Annotated in this window: 18 protein-coding genes; 9 read left to right on the top strand and 9 right to left on the bottom strand. The window is 74.3% G+C overall.

The genetic code is table 11. From position 1 onward, the window contains the following. Nucleotides 1–41 precede the first annotated feature (41 nt). The gene (locus ACZ7G1_RS32255) at nucleotides 42–1,160 is read right to left on the bottom strand and encodes a hypothetical protein (protein WP_470878279.1); all 1,119 of its coding nucleotides are present in this window, start codon (nucleotides 1,158–1,160) and stop codon (nucleotides 42–44) included. A 257-nt stretch (nucleotides 1,161–1,417) separates the two neighbouring features. Between ACZ7G1_RS32255 and ACZ7G1_RS32250 the strand changes: the two genes are divergently transcribed. Further along, a complete protein-coding gene (locus ACZ7G1_RS32250; protein ID WP_470878452.1) occupies nucleotides 1,418–2,518 on the top strand; it encodes a pyridoxal-phosphate-dependent aminotransferase family protein in 1,101 nt (366 codons plus the stop codon). Nucleotides 2,519–2,585: 67 nt separating this feature from the next. On the opposite strand, the gene ACZ7G1_RS32245 is transcribed toward ACZ7G1_RS32250, so the two are convergent. Then, nucleotides 2,586–3,653: an alkene reductase gene (locus tag ACZ7G1_RS32245; RefSeq protein ID WP_470878281.1), complete on the bottom strand. Its 1,068-nt coding sequence runs from the start codon at nucleotides 3,651–3,653 to the stop codon at nucleotides 2,586–2,588. A 134-nt stretch (nucleotides 3,654–3,787) separates the two neighbouring features. Between ACZ7G1_RS32245 and ACZ7G1_RS32240 the strand changes: the two genes are divergently transcribed. Then, nucleotides 3,788–4,297 carry a MarR family winged helix-turn-helix transcriptional regulator gene (locus ACZ7G1_RS32240; protein WP_470878283.1) on the top strand — a complete coding sequence of 170 codons (510 nt, stop codon included), beginning with the start codon at nucleotides 3,788–3,790 and terminating at the stop codon, nucleotides 4,295–4,297. 31 nt (nucleotides 4,298–4,328) lie between these two features. Here ACZ7G1_RS32240 and ACZ7G1_RS32235 read toward each other — a convergent pair whose 3' ends face one another. The 4 genes from ACZ7G1_RS32235 to ACZ7G1_RS32220 all read right to left on the bottom strand — a co-directional run bounded on the left by ACZ7G1_RS32235 (nucleotide 4,329) and on the right by ACZ7G1_RS32220 (nucleotide 7,781). Beyond that, nucleotides 4,329–5,387 carry an aminotransferase class V-fold PLP-dependent enzyme gene (locus tag ACZ7G1_RS32235; protein ID WP_470878284.1) on the bottom strand — a complete coding sequence of 353 codons (1,059 nt, stop codon included), beginning with the start codon at nucleotides 5,385–5,387 and terminating at the stop codon, nucleotides 4,329–4,331. 112 nt (nucleotides 5,388–5,499) lie between these two features. Continuing rightward, nucleotides 5,500–6,207 carry a DsbA family oxidoreductase gene (locus ACZ7G1_RS32230; RefSeq protein WP_470878286.1) on the bottom strand — a complete coding sequence of 236 codons (708 nt, stop codon included), beginning with the start codon at nucleotides 6,205–6,207 and terminating at the stop codon, nucleotides 5,500–5,502. Between the two features lie 65 nt (nucleotides 6,208–6,272). Continuing rightward, nucleotides 6,273–6,749: a GNAT family N-acetyltransferase gene (locus tag ACZ7G1_RS32225; protein WP_470878288.1), complete on the bottom strand. Its 477-nt coding sequence runs from the start codon at nucleotides 6,747–6,749 to the stop codon at nucleotides 6,273–6,275. A 117-nt stretch (nucleotides 6,750–6,866) separates the two neighbouring features. Next, nucleotides 6,867–7,781 (bottom strand): AraC family transcriptional regulator, encoded by a 915-nt coding sequence (locus tag ACZ7G1_RS32220; RefSeq protein WP_470878290.1) that lies wholly within the window; start codon nucleotides 7,779–7,781, stop codon nucleotides 6,867–6,869. A gap of 121 nt (nucleotides 7,782–7,902) precedes the next feature. Here ACZ7G1_RS32220 and ACZ7G1_RS32215 point away from each other — a divergent pair, with 121 nt between their 5' ends. Beyond that, on the top strand, nucleotides 7,903–8,913 hold the full coding sequence (locus ACZ7G1_RS32215; RefSeq protein ID WP_470878292.1) for a zinc-dependent alcohol dehydrogenase family protein: 1,011 nt from the start codon (nucleotides 7,903–7,905) through the stop codon (nucleotides 8,911–8,913). A 35-nt stretch (nucleotides 8,914–8,948) separates the two neighbouring features. Here ACZ7G1_RS32215 and ACZ7G1_RS32210 read toward each other — a convergent pair whose 3' ends face one another. Further along, complete coding sequence (locus ACZ7G1_RS32210; protein WP_470878294.1) at nucleotides 8,949–10,451, bottom strand: aldehyde dehydrogenase (NADP(+)); 1,503 nt, start codon at nucleotides 10,449–10,451, stop codon at nucleotides 8,949–8,951. Between the two features lie 147 nt (nucleotides 10,452–10,598). On the opposite strand from ACZ7G1_RS32210, the gene ACZ7G1_RS32205 reads away from it, so the two are divergent. Then, on the top strand, nucleotides 10,599–11,369 hold the full coding sequence (locus ACZ7G1_RS32205) for an IclR family transcriptional regulator (RefSeq protein ID WP_470878296.1): 771 nt from the start codon (nucleotides 10,599–10,601) through the stop codon (nucleotides 11,367–11,369). Nucleotides 11,370–11,423: 54 nt separating this feature from the next. On the opposite strand, the gene ACZ7G1_RS32200 is transcribed toward ACZ7G1_RS32205, so the two are convergent. Beyond that, a complete protein-coding gene (locus ACZ7G1_RS32200) occupies nucleotides 11,424–11,921 on the bottom strand; it encodes a cupin domain-containing protein (RefSeq protein WP_470878298.1) in 498 nt (165 codons plus the stop codon). Between the two features lie 197 nt (nucleotides 11,922–12,118). Between ACZ7G1_RS32200 and ACZ7G1_RS32195 the strand changes: the two genes are divergently transcribed. The 3 genes from ACZ7G1_RS32195 to ACZ7G1_RS32185 are packed head-to-tail and all read left to right on the top strand — an operon-like array spanning nucleotide 12,119 to nucleotide 15,008. Then, nucleotides 12,119–13,114, top strand: coding sequence for a hypothetical protein (locus tag ACZ7G1_RS32195; protein ID WP_470878300.1), 996 nt, complete (start codon nucleotides 12,119–12,121; stop codon nucleotides 13,112–13,114). Next, on the top strand, nucleotides 13,111–14,352 hold the full coding sequence (locus ACZ7G1_RS32190) for a sensor histidine kinase (RefSeq protein ID WP_470878302.1): 1,242 nt from the start codon (nucleotides 13,111–13,113) through the stop codon (nucleotides 14,350–14,352). The genes ACZ7G1_RS32195 and ACZ7G1_RS32190 overlap by 4 nt, the downstream gene beginning before the upstream one ends. A gap of 38 nt (nucleotides 14,353–14,390) precedes the next feature. Then, nucleotides 14,391–15,008, top strand: coding sequence for a response regulator (locus ACZ7G1_RS32185; RefSeq protein WP_470878454.1), 618 nt, complete (start codon nucleotides 14,391–14,393; stop codon nucleotides 15,006–15,008). Between the two features lie 94 nt (nucleotides 15,009–15,102). Here the strand turns inward: ACZ7G1_RS32185 and ACZ7G1_RS32180 are convergent, their stop codons facing one another. Beyond that, nucleotides 15,103–16,200 (bottom strand): hypothetical protein, encoded by a 1,098-nt coding sequence (locus ACZ7G1_RS32180; protein WP_470878303.1) that lies wholly within the window; start codon nucleotides 16,198–16,200, stop codon nucleotides 15,103–15,105. A gap of 163 nt (nucleotides 16,201–16,363) precedes the next feature. On the opposite strand from ACZ7G1_RS32180, the gene ACZ7G1_RS32175 reads away from it, so the two are divergent. After that, nucleotides 16,364–17,812, top strand: coding sequence for a peptidoglycan D,D-transpeptidase FtsI family protein (locus ACZ7G1_RS32175; protein ID WP_470878305.1), 1,449 nt, complete (start codon nucleotides 16,364–16,366; stop codon nucleotides 17,810–17,812). A gap of 123 nt (nucleotides 17,813–17,935) precedes the next feature. Continuing rightward, complete coding sequence (locus tag ACZ7G1_RS32170) at nucleotides 17,936–18,403, top strand: hypothetical protein (RefSeq protein ID WP_470878306.1); 468 nt, start codon at nucleotides 17,936–17,938, stop codon at nucleotides 18,401–18,403. Nucleotides 18,404–18,484 lie beyond the last annotated feature (81 nt).

Genomic DNA, 18,484 nt, shown 5'->3' with positions numbered 1-18,484 from the left:
TCACGTGCGCGCGTGCACCGGCGTGACCGCCGGGCCGCCGCTCACGGCCGCCAGTCGGCCTGCTGGTCGTGCGAGTCGGTCTTGGTGAGCTGGGTGAGCCCGGTGCCGTCGGCGCCCACCAGGAAGAGGTGTTCGGGGTCGGCGTCGTCGGTGCCGCCCCGGGTGAAGACCAGGCGTCTGCCGTCCGGGGACCAGGAGGGGTACTTGTCGTGGGCGCGGGCCGAGGTGATGCGGTGCGCGCCGGTGCCGTCGGGGCGGATCACGTAGAGGTGGGCGAAGCCGGTGGAGTCCAGGCGGCCGAAGACGATCCGGTTGCCCCGTGACCAGTCGGGCGTCCAGTCCCGCGAGGCGGCCGGCGTGATCGGGGTCTGGACCAGGGTGGAGACGTCGATCCGCATCAGCCGGCTGTTTCCCGCGGCGTCCGCGCGGCTGTAGGCCAGGTTCTTGCCGTCCGGGGACCAGGTCGGGTGGGCCTCGTCCGCCGCGGTGTACGTGAGCCGCTTGGCGGGGGTGCCGTCGACGTCGGCCGCGTAGATCTCGCGCTGGGCGCCGACCGGCAGGGAGAAGGCGATCCGCTTGCCGTCCGGGGACCAGGCCGGTTCGGAGGCGCCCTTGGTGCCGGGCACGGCCTTCAGGTCGCCGCCGCCGCTCTTCATCGTCCAGACGCCGTCGATCGCGCCGCCGGAGCCGTACCGCAGGAACGCGATCCGCTTGCCGTCCGGGGACCAGCTGGGCATCACGTCGCTGACGGTGGGGGTGCTGGTGAGCTTGACGGCCGTGCTGCCGCCCGGGGAGATCGCGTACAGGTCCTCGACGGGCGCGCCCATGGTGTAGCGGGCGAAGACGATCGGCCGGGCCGAGACGGCCCAGGCCGTGCCCACCGCGCCCGCGTCGCCCGAGGCACCGAGGGTCAGCGGTGCGGCGAGGGCGAGCACGGCGGCCGCCACCGCCGCCCGGCGCAGCAGCGTCCGGTCGGTTCGGGCCGCCTCGTCGGATCTTCCGGTGCCGTCGGTGCTGCCGGTGCTCGCGGTTCCGTCGGTGCTGGCGGTGCTCGCGGTTCCGTCGGTGCTCGCGGTTCCGTCGGTGCTCGCGGTTCCGTCGGTGCTGGCGGTGCTCGCGGTTCCGTCGGTTCCGTCGCCGTCGGCGATGTCTCGGGCCATGGCGCCCACCCCACTTTCCTCACGGCGGCTCCCCGCGGCGCCGCTCCGGCCGCAACATCCCACCGGCGGGGCCCGGGGGGAAGCGCCCGGGAGCGGTGGTACGAGGCCTGTGACATGTTCCGCACAGCCTCGTGACGGCGCGCGGCGTCGGGGCGGGGTGCCGCGCCTGCCGGGGCCGCGCGGCGCTTACGCTGGCACGAGCCCGATCCCGATGTATGCGACACGCATACGACACCGAAGAAGGAACCCCCGTGACCGTGACGCATCCGCTCCTGGACCTGGCCCCGCTGACCGCCGCGCACTTCGCGTCGATCGAGCGGCGGGTGGCCGCGCTGCTCTCCACGGAGCAGGACGTGGTGATCACCCAGGGCGAGGCGCTGCTGCCGCTCGAAGGGTGCATCCGGAGCGGGGCGCGGGCCGGTTCGACCGCGCTGAACATCGTCACCGGTCCGTACGGGCAGACCTTCGGCAACTGGCTGCGGGACTGCGGGGCGACCGTCGTCGACCTGGAGGTGCCCTTCCACACGGCGGTGACGGCCGCCCAGGTGGAGCGGGCGCTCGCCGAGCACCCGGCGATCGACTTCGTCTCGCTCGTGCACGCGGAGGCGGCGACCGGCAACACCAACCCGGTGGCGGAGATCGGCGAGGTCGTGCGGGCGCACGGCGCGCTGTTCTACCTGGACGCGGTGGCGTCGATCGGCGCCGAGCCGGTGCTGCCGGACGCGTGGGGCGTGGACATGTGCATCATCGGCGCGCAGAAGGCGATGGGCGGGCCCGCGGGCGTCTCCGCGGTGTCGGTGAGCGCGCGGGCCTGGGAGCGGTTCGCCGCCAACCCGGCGGCCCCGCGCCGCTCGTACCTCTCCCTCCTCGACTGGAAGGAGCGCTGGATCGACGGCGGCCGCAAGACGCTGCTGCACGCGCCCGCGCAGCTGGAGATGCTCGCCCTCGAGGCCTGTGTGGAGCGGATCGAGTCGGAGGGTCTGGACGCGCTGATGGCGCGGCACGCCTCCGCGGCGGCCGCGACCCGGGCGGGCGCGCTCGCGCTGGGCGGCGGTCTGGAACCGTACGTGTACGAGGCCCGGGACGCGGCCCCGGTGGCGACGACCCTGCGCGTGCCGGCCGGCGTGGACGCCTCCGAGCTGGTGGCGAAGGCCCTGGCCGCGGATCCGTCGCTGCCGCTGATCGCCGGTGGCGGGGCGCTCGCCAAGGAGATGATCCGGGTCAACCACTACGGGGTGGACGCGACCCCGGGCGCGGTCCAGTCCTCGCTCGCCGCCCTCGGCGCCGCGCTCGGCGAGACGGGCCGCCCGGTGGATCTGGAGGGCGCGCGCCGCGCGGTGACGGAGGCCTGGAGCTAGTCGGCGCGGGTGCGGGGAAGGGGCGGGGTCCGGTGCCGGACCGCCGCCCCTTTCCCGTATCCGGGGACTACAGCGCGGGGTAGTCGGTGTAGCCGCGCTCGCCGCCGGCGTACATCGTGGTGCCGTCCAGGGGGTTGTAGGGGCCGTCGGTCCGGAGGCGGGCGGGCAAGTCGGGGTTGGCGATGAAGAGCCGGCCGAAGGCGACGAGGTCGGTGACGCCGTCCTCGATCAGGGCGAGGGAGGCGGCGTCGGTCTCCGCCTCGGTGGCCGGGTTGAGGATGAAGGTGCCGGCGAAGCGCTTGCGGAGGTCGAGGACGAGCGGGCGGCGCTCGGGGGCGGTCTCCAGGACGTGGAGGTAGGCGATGCCGACGGGCTCGATGGCGGTGAGCAGCTCGGTGTAGAGCTCCTCGGTGTCGGTCTCGCTGATGTCGTTGAGGGTGTTGGCCGGGGAGATGCGCAGGCCGGTGCGCTCGGGGCCGATCTCGGCGGCGACGGCCTTGACGACCTCGACGGCGAAGCGGATGCGGTTCGCGACGGGGCCGCCCCACTCGTCGGTGCGGTGGTTGGAGCCGGAGGCGAGGAACTGCTGGATCAGATAGCCGTTGGCGCCGTGGATCTCGACGCCGTCGAAGCCGGCCTCGACGGCGTTGCGGGCGGCGGAGGCGAAGCCGGCGACGGCCTCGCGGACCTGGTCGCCGGTGAGTTCGCGCGGGGTGACGAAGTCCTTGGGGCCCTCGTGGGTGTAGACCTGGCCGGCGGCGGCGACGGGTGAGGGGCCGACGGGGTGGAGGTCGCCGTCGAGCAGGTCGGGGTGGCCGATCCGGCCGGAGTGCATCAGCTGGGCGAAGATCCGCCCGCCGCGCTCGTGCACGGCGGAGGTGACCTCGCGCCAGGCGGCGATCTGCGCGCGGCTGTGCAGTCCGGGGGTGTTGGGGTAGCCCTGGCCTTCGGGGACCGGCTGGACGCCCTCGGTGATGATCAGTCCGGCGGAGGCGCGCTGGGCGTAGTACTCGGCGACGGCCGCCGTGGGGGTGCCGTCCTCGCCGTTGGCGCGGCTGCGGGTCATGGGGGCCATCGCGATGCGGTTCGCGAGCGTGGTTCCGGCGAGGTCGATGGGGTCGAATGCAGTGGTCACGGCTGTCCCTCACATGAATATGTGGTCGGCCAACTAATCGGGCCGTACTCACTGTAACCCATTTGGTTGGCCAGCCAAGGGTTTCCTCGGGTCAAGGTAATCTGAGGGGGAGAGAGCCGTCCCGAGGAGCCCGCATGCCAGGAACCGATCCCGTCTGTACCGAGCCGGCGCCGTCCGCCGCCCACCGGGGACCGGTCAGCATCGCCCTGGCGAAGGTCGCCCGGATGCACCGGGTCGCCGCCGGACGGCGGCTCAAGGAGCTCGGCCTCTACCCGGGCCAGGAGCTGATGATGATGCGGCTCTGGGACTGCGGCCCGGTCCGGCAGTCCGAGCTGATCCAGTCGCTCGGCCTCGACGCCTCGACCGTGACCAAGATGCTCCAGCGCCTCGAACAGTGCGGCCACGTCCGCCGCAGCCCCGACCCCGCCGACCGCCGGGCCGTCCTCGTCGAACCCACCGAGGAGGGGCGCGCGCTCCGCGACGGCATCGAGGGCGTCTGGTCCGACCTGGAGAGCGTCTCCCTCGACGGCCTCACCGCCGACGACCGCGCCGAGCTGGCCCGCCTCCTCGGCCTCGTCGCCGACAACCTCCGCGAGGAGGCAGGCGAGGCGGGCGAATGCCCGCCCCCGCCGGGCAGCTGCTGACGGCGGCGGCGAGGGCGGGCGCGGGCGGCGCTCAGCCCGCCAGGACCTCCAGGGCGCGGTCGACGTCCGCCGCCGTGTTGTAGAGGTGGAAGGAGACCCGCAGATTGCCGGCCCGGGAGGAGATCAGCACGCCGGCGGTGCACAGCGCGTCGGCGCGGTCGCCGAGGCCGGGGATGCCGACGACCGTCGAGTCGTCCGCGACCGGGGCGTGGCCGAGCGAGACGAGCCCGGCGCGGAAGCGGGCCGCGAGGCCCTTGTTGTGGGCCTCGACGGTCTCGATGCCGATCTCTTCGAGGAGCCCGAGCGAGGCGGCGGCTCCATGGTACGAGAGGAAGGCCGGCGGCTCGTCGAAACGGCGCGCGGAGCGGGCGAATTCACGGATGGGGCCGTAGCTGTTGGCGTACCGCTCCTCGCCCGTCACCCAGTTCGCGTGGATGGCCAGGAGCTCCTCCTGCGCCTCCTCGGTGACGGTGAGGAAGGACGCGCCGCGCGGGCAGAGCAGGTACTTGTAGGCCCCGGCGACGGTGAAGTCCCAGTCCCCCGCGTACAGCGGCAGCCAGCCGGCCGACTGCGTGGCGTCGAGGAGCGTGCGGGCGCCGTGGGCGGCCGCGGCGGCCCGGATGGCGGCGAAGTCGGCGGTGCGGCCGTCGGCGGACTGCACGGCGGAGAACCCGACGAGCGCGGTCCCGGGACGGACGGACTCGGCGAGCCGCTCCAGGGGCGCGAAGCGGACCTTGAGGTCGCCGCGGACGGCGAAGGGGGCGATGAGGGACGAGAAGTCGCCCTCGGGGAAGAGGATCTCGGCGCCCGCCGGCATCGACTGGGCGATCATCCCGGTGTGCACGCCGACGGAGCTCCCGAGGGCGACCCGCTCGTGCGGGACGTGCGCGAGGCGGGCGAAGGCCGCCCGGGCCTCGTCGACGACGTCGAAGTCGCCCGCGCCGTCGGGGCGGCCGTCGGCGGCCTGCCCGGCGAGGAGCGTGACCGCCTCGACGGTCCTGCGGGGCATCAGGCCGCAGACGGAGGTGTTCAGATAGGTCTTCTTGGGCGCGAACTCGGCGCCGCCGAGCGGCTGGTCAAGGGATTCCATGGCCCCACCATGATTTCCCCACGATCGCCCGTCAATGGCGTTTCAACCGTGGGGAAATCCAAGCCGCGCTTATCACCGCAGGTCAGACGGTACGCAGCCGGTACGGCGGCGGTCAGGCCTGCGGAACCTCGCAGGCGCCGTCAGGGCCGCAGACCTCGGCGTCGGAGCCGACCGGCTGGAGCACCCGGCCCTGCCAGGCCTGTTCGAGGGCCTGGGTGAAGACCTCGGCGGGCTGGCCGCCGGAGACGCCGTAGCGGCGGTCGAGGACGAAGAACGGCACGCCGTTGGCGCCGAGTTCGGCGGCCTCCCGCTCGTCCTGGCGTACGGCGTCGGCGTAGGCGGACTCGTCGGCGAGGACGGCGCGCACCTCGGTCTCGTCGAGACCGGCCTCGGTGCCGAGCGCCACGAGGGTCTCGGCGTCGAAGACGGAGCGCTCCTCGGCGAAGTGGGCGCGGTAGGCCAGGTCGAGCAGCTCGCTCTGGCGGCCGCGCTCCTTGGCGAGGTGGAGCAGCCGGTGGATGTCGAAGGTGTTGCCGTGGTCGCGGCCCTCGGTGAGGTAGGCGAGGCCCTCGGAGTGCGCGTTGGAGGCGACGTGGGCCTCCATGGCGCGGGCCTCGTCGAGGGTGCGGCCGTACTTCTTGGCGAGCATGTCGAGGACGGGGGCCCGGTCGCCCTTGGGGCTGTTCGGGTCGAGCTCGAAGGAGCGGTGCACCACCTCGACGTCGTCGCGGTGGGCGAAGGCCGCGAGTCCCTTCTCGAAGCGGGCCTTGCCGATGTAGCACCAGGGGCAGGCGATGTCGCTCCAGATCTCGACGCGCATGTGACTTCTCTCCGGGGGTCGCGGGCGGGGTGTTCCGTAGGGCGGAAACGCCCCGCCCACCTCCGTCATTCCGGCAGCGGCGCCAGTGTGAGGCGGAGCACGACGTGGTCGCCCTCGCGCGGGTTCTCCGGGTCCGGGGTCCAGCCCTGGGCGGCGTAGAAGGCCTGGGCGCGCTCGTTCTTCTCGAAGACTTCCAGGCGGGCGGTGCCGACGCCGGCCGTGCGCCAGGCGTCGACGCAGGCGGTGTGCAGCTCGGTGCCGACGCCGCCGCGCCACCGGGAGGTGCGGACGTGCAGCTGGGAGAGGTGCGCGACGCCGTCCCTGATTCCGGAGGCGGCGATGCCGACGAGTTCGCCGTCCCGCTCGGCGCACAGCACCCTGCCGGCCTCGACGGCCCCCGCCCAGCCGGCCCGGGAGCGGGCCAGCTCCTCGGGGCCCTCGAAGTCGGCGTCGGGGAGGTGGCCGCGGTAGTAGCTGGCGCGGGCCTCGGTGTGCAGGCCGACGATGGCGTCGAGGTCGTCTGCGGTGGCGATTCTGATCATGCCCCCTCAGGACGCGGCGGGTACGGCTCCGGTTCCGGGCAGGCTCACGCGGGCGCGTACGGCTCCGGTTCCGGCCGGGCTCGCCCCCCCCTGGCCCGGTTCCGGTTCCGGTCGGGTTCAGGCGCCCTTGCGGTACTGGCCGGGGGCGACGCCGTACTCGCGTTTGAAGGCCTTGGCGAAGGCGAACTCGGAGGAGTAGCCGGAGCGCTGGGCGACGACGCGGAGCGGCAGGTCGTCGGTGCGGAGCAGGCGGCCAGCCGTGGTCATGCGCCACCAGGTGAGGTACGCGAGGGGCGCGCGGCCGACGAGGGCGGTGAAGCGGCGGGCGAAGGGGGCGCGGGAGAGGCCGGTGAGGGCGCCGAGCTCCTCGACCGTCCACGGCCTCGCGGGGTCCTCGTGGAGGGCCCGGAGGGCCTCGGCCACGGCCGGGTCTCCGAGCGCGGCGGACCAGCCGGTCGACCGGTCGGCGCGTTCGGCGAGCCACCAGGTGCGGAGCAGGTACAGGAGCAGGGTGTCGAGGAGGGCGGGGACGATGGCGTCGGAGCCCGGCTGCGGTTCGGCGAGCTCGGCGCCGAGCAGATCGACGGCGGCCCGCAGCCTGGGGTGGGCGCCGACCCGCGCCGGCAGGTGGACGAACGGGGGCAGCTCGGTGAGCAGCGGGTGGGCGCGGGCCCGGCTGAGCTGGTAGGAGCCGCAGAGCAGCAGGGTCTCGGCGGCGCCGATCGGGCCCCGGTCGGGCGGGGTGGGCCAGGAGCCGTCGGCGGCGGGCAGGGCGTCGACGAGCGGGGTGTCGGGCCGGTCGGCGAGGCCGTGGCCGGTGCCGTGGGCGAGCAGGATGACGTCGCCGGGGCCGAGCCGGACGGGCGCGCCGTCGTCCGGGGGCAGCAGCCAGGCGGTGCCCTGGAGGACGACGTGGAATCCGGCGCCCTTGCCCTCGGGGAAGCGGATGCCCCAGGGCGCGAAACGTACCGTGCGGGAGGAGTGGGGCCGTCCGGTGCGCATGACGGCGATGGCATCGCTCAGTACGTCCATCCCGGCACCGTACCCCTCCCCCTCGGCACCGAACTCCCCTTCCCCGGTGGCGAGACGATCGGACATGTCCGGGAGCGATCAGGACATGGATCGTCTCGATGCACCCTCTTACGGTCGAGGCATGACGACGACAACAGGCAGGACGACCAAGGCGGTTCTCTTCCACGAGACCGGCGGACCCGAGGTGCTGACGGTGGAGGAGGTGCCGCTGGCGGACCCCGGCCCCGGCGAGGTGCTCGTACGGGTCGAGGCGATCGGACTCAACCGCGCCGAGGCGCTGTTCCGCGAGGGCACCTACTACTACCAGCCGACGCTGCCGGGTTCGCGGCTCGGCTACGAGGCGGCCGGGGTGGTCGAGGCGGTCGGCGCCGGGGTCACCGCGTACGCCCCGGGCGATCCGGTGATGGCGGCGGCCAACTTCGACTTCGGGCGGTTCGGCGTGTACGCGGAGCGGGTCGTGCTGCCCGAGGAGTACGTGGTGGCCAGGCCCGAGGGGGTCGACGCGGTCACGGCGGCCGCGGTGTGGCTGACGTACTTCACCGCGTACGGCGGGATGGTGCTGACCGGCGGGCTCCGCGCCGGCGACCACGTGGTGATCACGGGCGCGTCGAGCGGGGTCGGCACGGCCGCCATCCAGACGGCGCTGCGGATCGGCGCCGTGCCCATCGCCGCCACCCGCGGCGAGGAGAAGCGGAAGCGGCTCCTGGAGCTCGGCGCGGCGCACGTGATCACCACGGACACCGAGGACCTGCTCGCCGAGGTGCGGCGGATCACCGGCGGCGCGGGCGCGGACCTGGTCTTCGACGCGATCGGCGGCCCCGGTTTCGCCCGGCTCGGCGACGCGCTGCGGACCGGCGGCACCGCCGTCCTGTACGGCTGGCTCGACCCGCGCCCCGTCCTGCTCTCCGCGAACTGGCCGCTGACCCTGCACACGTACGCCAACGGGGCCCTGGCCAGGACCGAGGAGGGCCGCCGCCGCGCCGCCGGGTTCATCGGTTCGGGGCTGCGCGACGGCTCCCTCGCGCCGGTGATCGCCGAGACCTTCGACGGCCTGGACCGGGTCGCCGACGCCCACCGCCTGATGGAGTCGAACACGCACTTCGGGAAGATCGTGGTGCGCGTCGGTTCCTAGGGCGTGTCCGTCGGACACGCCCTGGGACGCCTGGGTCAGCGCCTCGGTACCCCCAGCGGGTTGCCGTCGCGGAGCTCGGGCGGGAGGAGGGGGTCGGGGGTCGACTGGTAGGTGACCGGGCGCAGCCAGCGCTCGATCGCGGTGGCGCCGACCGAGGTGCTGGTGGAGGTGGTGGCCGGGTAGGGGCCGCCGTGGTGCTGGGCGGGCGCGACGGCGACGCCGGTGGGCCAGCCGTTGACGAGGACGCGGCCCGCCAGCGGGGTGAGTTCGGCGAGCAGCGGGGCCGCGTCGGCGTCCTCGGCGGCCTCCGTGGCGATGTGCAGGGTGGCCGTGAGGTTGCCCGGCAGCAGGCCGAGGGCGGCGGTGACCTCCGCGCGGGAGGAGTAGCGGGCGACGACGGTGACGGGGCCGAAGCACTCCTCCAGGAGGAGGTGGTGGCCGCCGTCGGCGAGCCGGTCGGCGTCGACCTCCAGGACTCCGGCGCTGACGGTGTGCTCGCCGCCCGCGCCGGGGGTGACGGGGGTGCGCACCCCGGGGAGCGCGGCCCGCTCGGCGACGCCGGTGACGAAGGCCTCCCGCATCCGGTGGTCGAGCATCACGGCCGGTTCGGTCTCGCTGACGCCGGCGGTGAGCGCGGCGAGGAAGCGGTCGCCGTCCTCGCCGCGCGGGGCCAGGACGAAACCGGGCTTGGTGCAGAACTGGCCCGTGCCCAGGGTCATGGAGCCGGCCAGGCCGCCGCCGATCTCCTCGGCCCGCTCGCCGACGGCGGCCGGGGTGAGCACGACCGGGTTGAGGGAGCCGAGTTCGCCGTGGAAGGGGATGGGGACGGGCCGGGCGACGGCCGCGTCGAAGAGGGCCCGGCCGCCGCGGATCGAGCCGGTGAAGCCGGCCGCCGCGACCAGCGGGTGACGGACGAGTTCCACGCCCGCGTCGAAGCCGTGCACCAGGACGAGGACGTCCTCGGGGAGCCCGGCCTTGGCGGCGGCCCGGCGCAGCAGGGAGGCGCAGAGCTCGGAGGTGGCCGGGTGGTCGGGGTGGGCCTTGACCACGACGGGGCAGCCGGCGGCGAGGGCGCTCGCGGTGTCGCCGCCGGGGACGGAGAAGGCCAGCGGGAAGTTGCTGGCGGCGTATACGGCGACGACGCCGAGCGGGATCTTCCAGCGGCGCATGTCGGGCCGGGGCGGGGTGGCTCCGGGGTCCGGGAGGTCGATGCGCACGTCGAGGAAGGAGCCCTCTTCGACGACCTCGGCGAAGGCCCTCAACTGGGCGGTGGTGCGGGCGAGTTCGCCGGTGAGGCGGACCGGTCCGAGTGCCGTCTCGGCGTCGGCGGCCTCGGCGATCTGCGCGCCGGCCCCGTCGAGGAGGTCGGCGGCGGTACGGAGGAAGGCGGCCCGCGCGGTGCGGTCGGCGAGCGCCTCGCGGGTGGCGTGCGCGCCCCGGACGGCCCGGTCGACCTCGGCCGCTGTGGCCTCCACCGCAACCTGTTCGCGCGGCTTCCCCGTCCGGGGGTCCACACTCCACACTGGTTCTGCCGCCACCGCCACGCCCCTGTTCGCTATTCTGAACACAGTTCCCGTAGATGAACGCATCTGTGCGGGACTCTATTGACGGCCCGGCCGTCTCCACAAGGGCTCCGGCCCGCGTGACGGGGGGGGCGACGGGACAACGGAAAAGGGGCGAGGGTCATGGCGACTGCCGACGCGGGTGGGGCACAGGTGAAGTCCGCCGTGCGGACCGTGGAACTGCTCGAGTACTTCGCCGGGCGCCCCGGGATGCACTCGCTCGCCGCCGTCCAGGAAGCCGTCGGCTACCCCAAGTCCAGCCTCTACATGCTGCTGCGCACCCTCGTCGAGCTGGGCTGGGTGGAGACCGACTCCACCGGCACCCGGTACGGCATCGGTGTGCGGGCCCTGCTCGTCGGCACCTCGTACATCGACGGCGACGAGGTCGTGGCCGCCTCCCGGCCCACCCTGGACCGGCTCTCCGACGACACCACCGAGACCATCCACCTGGCGCGCCTCGACGGCACCAACGTGGTCTATCTGGCGACCCGCCAGTCCCAGCACTACCTGCGGCCGTTCACCCGTGTCGGGCGGCGGCTGCCCGCGCACTCCACCTCGCTCGGCAAGGCGCTGCTCGCCACCCACACCGACGAGCAGGTGCGCAAGCTGCTCCCGGAGACGCTGCCGGCGCTGACCGAGCACACGATCACCGACCGCGAGCGGCTCATCGAGGAGCTGCGGGTCATCCGCGAGCAGGGCTACGCCGTCGACCGCGAGGAGAACACCCTCGGACTGCGCTGCTTCGGCGTCGCCATCCCCTACCGGACCCCGGCACGGGACGCCATCAGCTGCTCGGTGCCGGTGGCGCGGCTCACCCCGGCCCACGAGCAGATGATCAAGGACGCGCTCTTCGACGCGCGCGACCGCCTGACGCTGGCGACCCGCCGGCTCTGAACCGGAGGCCGGCCGCGCGCCTTGCACACCGGCCGGCCGCGCCCTGCGTGGCGGTCAGCCGCGCTCGGCGAGGGCGGCCTGCCAGACCGGGCTGTCGACGTAGTGGTTGTCGTACTGCTCCGAGGACGCCTTGATCTCCTCGAAGCTCGCCTCGCCCCGCATGACCCGGCCGAGCAGGCGCAGGTAGTCGAAGCGGGCCATGCCGGGCGTGAAGGCGAAGAGCACGTCGGCCTCGGCGCCGGGAGCCGCCGCGAAGGCGTGCGGGGTGTGCGGCGGGACGAGCAGGAAGTCGCCCTGCTCCAGGACGGTCAGCTCCTCGCCGACCAGGACCTGGAGCGAGCCGCCGAGCACGAAGAACATCTCCGAGGCCTTGGTGTGGAAGTGCGCCGGCGCCCCGACCGCGCCCTTCGCGAACGAGGAGCGGTAGCTGGTGAGCTGCCCGCCGGTGGTGTCGGAGTCGGCGAGCAGGGTCATCACGCTGCTCGGGTCGGCGGTGGTCTCGGCGGTGGCGGCGCGGGTCAGGAGCGGGGCGAAGGTCTCGATCTCGTTCATGATCACTACCCTAGGGCGCCATTGACCCGGCCGAAGGGTTCAATCGATCACCAAGAAGTCGGGTCAATTCCGGCCGCACCGGCGGCCCGTAGGAGGGCTCCTCACGGCCCGGGAGGAGGGCCCCTCCCCCGTGCGGCGGAGGCGGTTCACCATCGGGCAGGAGGTGGGGACACCGGCCCGCGCGGGAGCGTGGAGCCATGACACAGACCGCGCACCCCACCGCCCCGGCGACCGGCACCGGCCACGGCCCCGGCGCACTCCGCAGGGCGCTCCGCGTCCTCGCGATCCTGGCCTGCCTCCCGTACATCGTGCTCAAGGTCATGTGGGTGGCGGGCGCCGAGACCGGCATCCCGGCCGGGAGCGCGCTCCTGGAGCACCGGCAGATGCTGGTGATCGCCAACTCGGTCTCGATCGTCGCCGACGCGCTCGTCGTCGTCCTGGCCCTGCTGCTCACCCAGCCCTGGGGGCGCCGGGTGTCCGCCCCGCTCCTCGCCCTCCCCATGTGGGCGGCGACCGGGCTGCTCACGCCGATCATGACGGGGTATCCGGCGCAGCTCGCGGTCTCCTTGTTCACCGGCGGCGAGAAGGCCGCCGCGCCGAGCGAACCCTTCCTCGACCCCTGGGTGTTCGGGGTCGTCTACGGCGGTTTCATCCTCCAGGGCCTCTCCCTCGGCACCCTCTTCGCCCTGTACGCCCGGGACCGCTGGGGTCACCTCTGGCGGGGCCGGCTCGGCGAGCTGTCCGCCCGCACGTCCGGGCCCGTGGCGCGGACCCTCGCCGTCGCCGGCGCCGCGGTCGCGCTCGTGCCCGCCACGCTCCACCTGCTGTGGGCGGCCGGCGCCACCGCGGGCCTGTCCGCCCGGCGGATCGCCGAACGCGACGCCGACTTCCACGTCCTGGAGGCCGAGCGGTTCGGCTTCGTCGTGGTCGCCGTCGTCTTCACCCTCCTCCTGGTCCTGCGCCGTCCCGCCCGGCTCCGGGTGCGCACCACGCTCGCCCTGGCCTGGACGGGGTCGGCCGCCGCGGGCTGCTGGGGCGCGTACCTGTCGCTCGTCGCGCTGCTGCCGGACCCGGATCCGACCAAGCGCGTCCCCGAGCTCGTACAGCTGTCCTACGCTGGCGACATGATCACCGGGTTCCTGCTCGCCGCGTGCGTGGCCGTCTTCCTGCGGCGCCGGAGCGCCGAGGCGTGAGGCGGGCCGCGGTCGCCCTGTTCGGGCAGCGGGCCAGGCGGCGCTGGCTCCATCTCATCCTGGGCGGCGCGCTGTTCATGCCCTTCTGGATGGTCGGCACGCTGGTCACGGGCCCCCTGGCGGGCGGCGGCGGGATGTTCACCGGCAGTCTCGGAGTCCAGTTCGGGGCGTACGCGGTCGGGCTGCCGCTCGCCGCCGTCGCCGCGCTCTTCCCGCTGGCCCGGCCGATGTCGGTGGCCGTGGCGCGGACGCTGTGCGGGGTGCCGGCGGACCGGTTCGCGGACGGCCCGGCGCGGGGCCGGGCGGCGAAGGCCAGGACGGCCGGCTGGTTCGCCCTGCACCTGGGGGCCGGGGCGCTGATCAGCGGCGCGAGCCTCGCCCTGCCGCCGTTCGCGGTGTCGGTGATGGCGCTGCCGTTCTCGCCGGCGCTGCGGGAATCGGAGCTCGGCCGGATCTGGGGGCTCGACCGCCCCGGATGGGTCTGGGCCGGGCTCCCGGCGGGGCTCCTCATGCTGCTCGCCCTGGCCGGCGCGGCCGCGGCCGCCGGGGCCCTGCTCGCCCGGCAGGCACCCCGGCTGCTCGGGCCGAGCCCGGCGGACCGGCTCGCGGCGGCCGAGCGCCGCGCGGCGGAGGCCGAGTCCCGCAACCGCCTCGCCCGTGAGCTGCACGACTCGGTCGGCCACGCGCTCAGCGCGGTCACCCTCCAGGCGGGCGCGGCCCGCCGGGTCCTCGACGGCGACCGGGCCGACCTGGACTTCGTACGGGAGGCGCTGGCGGCCATCGAGGAGACCACCCGGCGCACGGTCGGGGAGCTGGACTGGGTCCTGGGCGTCCTGCGGGACGACGGGGCGGCGGCGCAGGCCGGACCCGGGCCCGGGCTCGACGCGCTGGAGGCCCTGGTGCGGGGGGCGGGCCCGCGGGTGGCGCTGACCGTCACCGGGGACCCGGCGGAGGTACCGGAGGCGCTCTCCCGCGAGGCTTACCGGATCGTCCAGGAAGGGCTGACGAACGCGGCCCGTCACGCGGGCGGCGAGCCCGTCACCGTACGGCTCGACGCACGGGCCGCGGAAGTGGAGATCACCATGGAGAACCCCCTGTCCGAGCGGCCGCCGGCGGTCCGCCCGCACGGCGGACGCGGCCTGCTCGGGGTCGGCGAGCGGGCCCGGCTGCTCGGCGGCACCGCCGAGGCGGGGCCGACGGACGGCGTCTGGCGCCTCGCGGTCAGGATCCCCCGGTGAGCGCCCCGGTCAGGGTCGTCCTCGCGGACGACGAGCGGATGGTCAGGACCGCCCTGCGGGTCATCCTCGACGCCGAGCCCGACCTGACGGTCGTCGGCGAGGCGGCCACCGGCGCCGAGGCCGTCTCGGTCGTCCGGGCCGAGCGGCCGGACGTCGTCCTCATGGACGTGCGGATGCCGGAGATCGACGGCATCCGGGCCACCGAGCAGATCCTCGCCGGGATGGCCGAGCCGCCCCGGATCGTCGTGGTCACGACCTTCGAGAACGACTCCTACGTCTACGACGCCCTGCGCGTCGGCGCCGCCGGCTTCCTCCTGAAGCGCGCGGCGGCGGAGGACCTCGTCAGCGCCGTCCGCCTCGTCGCCCGCAGCGACTCGCTCCTCTACCCGGCCGCCCTGCGCGGCCTCGCCGCCGAGCACGCCCGCCACCGGCCGCCCACCGCCCCGCCGTGGGCCGCGCGCCTCACCGAGCGGGAGGCCGACGTCCTCCGGCTCGTCGTCACCGGCCTCACCAACGCCGAGATCGCCGACCGCATCGGCATCGGCCCCGCCACCGTCAAGACCCACGTGGCCGCCGTCCTGGCCAAACTCGGCGCCCGCGACCGCACCCAGGCGGTGATCCTGGCCTACGAGTCGGGGTTCGTCCGGGCGGGGTGACGCCGGCGGCCGGTCACGACGGCGCGGCGGCGCTCTCACGAGCGTGAGCGGCCCTCACGACGGCGAGGCGGCGCTCACGACCGTGCGGCGGCCGTCACGACCGTGTGGCGGCCCGGCACTTCCCCGCGACCGCGGCGCCCTTGTCCAGGGGCGCCGTGCGGTCGTACGGGTCGACCATCGGGCCGCCGTCCAGGGGGACGTCGGAGCCGCCGCCGAACTCCGGCCTGAAGAAGCCGGTGGGGGCGCCGCAGCCGCCGTTGGTCTGCTCGTACCGGTACGACAGGAGGCTGAGCTTCCCCTTCTCGGTCATCACCTTCGCCGGGTCCTCCCAGCTCACCACGGTCTCCCGCCGCACGATCACGCGCACGACCTCGTCGCCGCCGCCGGCCGGGGCCACCGGGTAGACGTAGGTGACGTCGGCGGTCACCTCAAGGGCCCCGCGCTTCCCCTCCCGGTAGGAGATCCGCCCCCGGGTCCTGACCACGTCGCCGACCGGGCGTGCTTGCGCCGGGTCGAAGCGGCTGAAGAGCGCCACCGGGTCGTGGTCCTCGTCCGGCGCGCGCAGCGCCGTCGCCACCAGGGTCCTGACGTCCTCCTGGTGGGGGTTCATCAGGGCGATCGCCTTCTCCGGGCGCGCACCGCGCAGCACCGCCCGGTCCAGGCTGCCGGCGACGAGGAAGTCACGGGTCCGGGTGAGCGCCCGCGCCACGTCCGCCTTCGTCATCCAGCCGGTCGCCTGGGCGGGCGGCACCGTGATGCCGGCGGCGCCGTTCGCCCAGTGCGCGGCCGGGGAGCCGCGGAACGGCTCGGCGAGCGTGGGCCGGCCGCCGCCCTCGGCGGGCGGCGCCTCCGTCGGCGCCGCCGTCTCCTGCGCGAGGGGCTTGCCGTCCGCGCCGCCGCCGCCCGACGACCACCCGATGAAGCCGCCCGGGTCCACGGCCACGACGAGGAGCGCGACCGCGGCGACGAACCCCGCCACGTACCGGCCCTTCCGGCGCCGGGGCCGTACGGGCGCGTGCGCACGCCAGGCGGTCGGCTCCGCGGGCTCGTTCCGCAGCCGGCCCGCCACCTCGCGCGCCCGCGCGGACGGCTCCTTCGGGGCGTCCGCCGTGCCGTCGGCCGAGGTCCGCAGGAACTCCGCCCACACCTCGTCCGGCACGTCCTGGCCGCCGCGCTCCCCGCCCTTGCTCATGCTCGACTCCCCACCCCGTACGTCTCGGGCCCCTCCCCAGGGCCTCAGCATGATCACATCAGCGGTGCCGGGCCCGCACGGCGGGGCGGGGACATGAAGGTTCGCTGAGAAAAGGGACACATGCGGAACGTCCCGTACCGCGCCGTTCGTCCCCACCAGTGCGATGAACAAGACGATCAGGCACACGTCGGTCTTCGTCCTGGTCCTGGTGCTCGCCCTGCTCGGGCGGGCCACCTGGGTCCAGGCGTACGAAGGCAAGGCGCTCGCGGACGACTCGAAGAACCGGCGGAAGACCATCGCGCAGTACGCGCAGCCGCTCGGCAACATCGTCGTGGCCGGCTCGCCGGTCACCGGCTCGAAGAAGACGAAGGGAGAGGACCTCGCCTACCAGCGCACCTACACGGACGGCGAGCTGTACGCGGCCGTCACCGGCTACAGCTCGCAGGCCTACGGCGCCACGCAGCTCGAAGGCATCTACTCCGGCGTCCTCGACGGCACCGACGACCGGCTGAAGAGCCCGCTGGACGCCGTCACCCGCAAGCAGCAGGAGCCCGGCACGGTCGTCACCACGATCGACCCCGACGTCCAGAAGGCCGCCTACCGGGCGCTCGGCGGCAAGAAGGGCGCGGCCGTCGCCGTCGACCCGGCGACCGGCCGGATCCTCGCCATGGTCTCCACCCCGTCCTACGACCCGTCGAAGATCGCCGGGACGACCGACGGCGCCGCCTGGAAGGCGCTGATGGCCGACGAGGACAAGCCGATGGTCAACCGCGCGCTGCGCCAGCCGCTGCCGCCCGGTTCGACCTTCAAGCTGGTCGTCGCGGCGGCGGCCCTGGAGGACGGCCTCTACGGCTCGGTCGACACGGCGACGGCCAGCCCGAACCCGTACACCCTGCCCGGCACCCGGAAGGTCCTCGCCAACGAGAACCCCTCCGCGCCCTGCGAGAACGCGACCATCCGCACCGCGCTCCAGTACTCCTGCAACAACGTCTTCGCCAAGATGGCCGTCGACCTGGGGCAGGACAAGGTCAAGGCGATGGCCGAGAAGTTCGGCTTCAACGACGACGAGCTCGACGTCCCCGTCCGCGCCTACGCCAGCGTCTACCCCTCCGGCATGGACAAGGCCCAGACGGCGCTGACCGGCATCGGCCAGTTCGACGTCACGGCCACCCCGCTCCAGATGGCCATGGTCTCCGCCGCCATCGCCAACGACGGCCTCCTCGCCGCCCCGCACATGGTCTCCGAGGTCGTCGACTCCGACGGCGACACCCTGACCTCCTTCAAGGACGGCGACGACAGGCGGATCGTCTCCTCCTCCACCGCCGAGCAGCTCCGCAGCGCCATGGTCACCGTCGTCGAGAAGGGCACGGGCAGCAACGCCGCCGTCTCCGGCGCCGAGGTCGGCGGCAAGACCGGCACCGCCCAGCACGGCGAGAACAACAGCAAGACCCCGTACGCCTGGTTCACCTCCTACGCCAAGGACGCCGCCACCGGCAAGCAGGTCGCCGTCGCCGTCATGATCGAGGACTCCGGCGCCGCCCGCTCCGAGGTCAGCGGCAACGGCCTCGCCGCCCCCGTGGCCCAGAAGATGATGGCCGCGGCCCTGAAGTGACGGGGGACGGCGGCCGATTGGCCGTCGAGCCCCGTCACACGATATGCAGGGGCACTCCCCACGATTCGAATGTCCGATCGGATCGCGGGGAGTGCCCCTGTTCCCGTCCCACGGAGGACCGCCGTGCGCCGCCTGCCCCGTTCGCTCTCCGGCTGGACCATGGCGGTCTTCGGCGCACTCGCCGCCGCCCTGGGGATCGTCGGCCTCGTCACCCCCGACGCCCTCCTCACCGTCATGGGCTTCGACCCGGTCCCCTCGGGCGCCCGTGCCGACTCCGACCACACCCTGGTCTTCCTGACCGCCTCCTCCATGGCCGCCCTCAACATGGGCGTCTACTACGTCCTCGCCGCCCTGGCCGACTGGAAGCCCTTCTTCCGCTGGACCGTCCCCTTCCGCCTCCTCACCTGCGCCGTCTTCACCCTCGCCGTCCTCACCGGCCGCGCCCCCGCCGGCTTCCTCGGCGTAGGCCTGTGGGAGGGCCTCGGCGCGCTCGCCACCGGCCTCGCGCTGCGGTACGAGAAGCAGGGCGCCGCGGTAAGGGAGGCCGGCGCCGCGGTAGGGAAGCCGGCGCCCGAGAAGCCCGCGCCCTAAGGCCCTCCCCGCCCCGGCCTCGGCGCGGTTCTAAGGCAGGTGACCGATCCGGGCGCGCGTCCTCAGACAGCAGGCTGCGGG

Source organism: Streptomyces sp. NPDC037273 (genome assembly GCF_055603625.1).
This window is presented reverse-complemented; position numbering and strand designations above follow the sequence as displayed.

Coding starts and splice junctions, on each gene's coding strand:
- ACZ7G1_RS32255 (WP_470878279.1), bottom strand. CDS start 1,160: ATGGCCCGAGACATCGCCGACGGCGACGGAACCGACGGAACCGCGAGC.
- ACZ7G1_RS32240 (WP_470878283.1), top strand. CDS start 3,788: ATGCCAGGAACCGATCCCGTCTGTACCGAGCCGGCGCCGTCCGCCGCC.
- ACZ7G1_RS32235 (WP_470878284.1), bottom strand. CDS start 5,387: ATGGAATCCCTTGACCAGCCGCTCGGCGGCGCCGAGTTCGCGCCCAAG.
- ACZ7G1_RS32230 (WP_470878286.1), bottom strand. CDS start 6,207: ATGCGCGTCGAGATCTGGAGCGACATCGCCTGCCCCTGGTGCTACATC.
- ACZ7G1_RS32225 (WP_470878288.1), bottom strand. CDS start 6,749: ATGATCAGAATCGCCACCGCAGACGACCTCGACGCCATCGTCGGCCTG.
- ACZ7G1_RS32220 (WP_470878290.1), bottom strand. CDS start 7,781: ATGGACGTACTGAGCGATGCCATCGCCGTCATGCGCACCGGACGGCCC.
- ACZ7G1_RS32215 (WP_470878292.1), top strand. CDS start 7,903: ATGACGACGACAACAGGCAGGACGACCAAGGCGGTTCTCTTCCACGAG.
- ACZ7G1_RS32205 (WP_470878296.1), top strand. CDS start 10,599: ATGGCGACTGCCGACGCGGGTGGGGCACAGGTGAAGTCCGCCGTGCGG.
- ACZ7G1_RS32200 (WP_470878298.1), bottom strand. CDS start 11,921: ATGAACGAGATCGAGACCTTCGCCCCGCTCCTGACCCGCGCCGCCACC.
- ACZ7G1_RS32195 (WP_470878300.1), top strand. CDS start 12,119: ATGACACAGACCGCGCACCCCACCGCCCCGGCGACCGGCACCGGCCAC.
- ACZ7G1_RS32185 (WP_470878454.1), top strand. CDS start 14,391: ATGGTCAGGACCGCCCTGCGGGTCATCCTCGACGCCGAGCCCGACCTG.
- ACZ7G1_RS32180 (WP_470878303.1), bottom strand. CDS start 16,200: ATGAGCAAGGGCGGGGAGCGCGGCGGCCAGGACGTGCCGGACGAGGTG.
- ACZ7G1_RS32175 (WP_470878305.1), top strand. CDS start 16,364: ATGAACAAGACGATCAGGCACACGTCGGTCTTCGTCCTGGTCCTGGTG.